This window comes from Vibrio sp. 2033 (assembly GCF_033339735.1).
Window position 1 is genome coordinate 1 of record NZ_JAWOVC010000508.1, and the last position, 616, is coordinate 616.

Genomic DNA, 616 nt, shown 5'->3' on the forward strand with positions numbered 1-616 from the left:
ACTGCAAAGATAAAGTCAGTGTGTCGTTCAGGAAGAAATTCCAGTTGTGACTGCGTACCGTGCAACCAACCTTTACCGGAAATACCGCCAGAACCAATCGCAATTTTACTTTGGATAATGTGGTAACCCGCTCCAAGTGGGTCTGATTCTGGATTGAACAGAGTACGAACGCGAACCTTTTAGTACTCGCGCATCAAGAAGAACCACAAAATTGGTATGAAGCCACCCAAGGCAATGGCAGCAGCAGCGATGATCTTCCAACTGATGCCTGCTAGGAAAATAACGAAAATACCTGAAGCCGCAATCAGAATCGACGTTCCCAAATCTGGTTGTTTCGCGATAAGAATCGTTGGTAAGCACACCATGATTAGCGCAACAATCAGCGTTCGGAATGTTGGTGGTAATGGTTGGCGGCCGATATAGCGCGCAACCATCAACGGTACCGCAAGTTTGAGTAATTCGGACGGTTGGAATCGAACAAAGCCTAGGTTGAGCCAGCGTTGCGCACCTTTCGAGGCCTCTCCAAAGAACAGTACGCCAAATAGTAAAACTACACCGGCAACAAACATTAGTGGCGCCAGGCTTTCATACGTTCGTGGAGAAAGCTGAGCCAGAA

Annotated in this window: 1 pseudogene; it reads right to left on the reverse strand. The window is 47.7% G+C overall.

Going from position 1 to position 616, the window contains the following annotated elements:
- Positions 1-616 (reverse strand): annotated as a pseudogene (locus R7P74_RS27495) (FtsW/RodA/SpoVE family cell cycle protein); the annotation flags it as partial.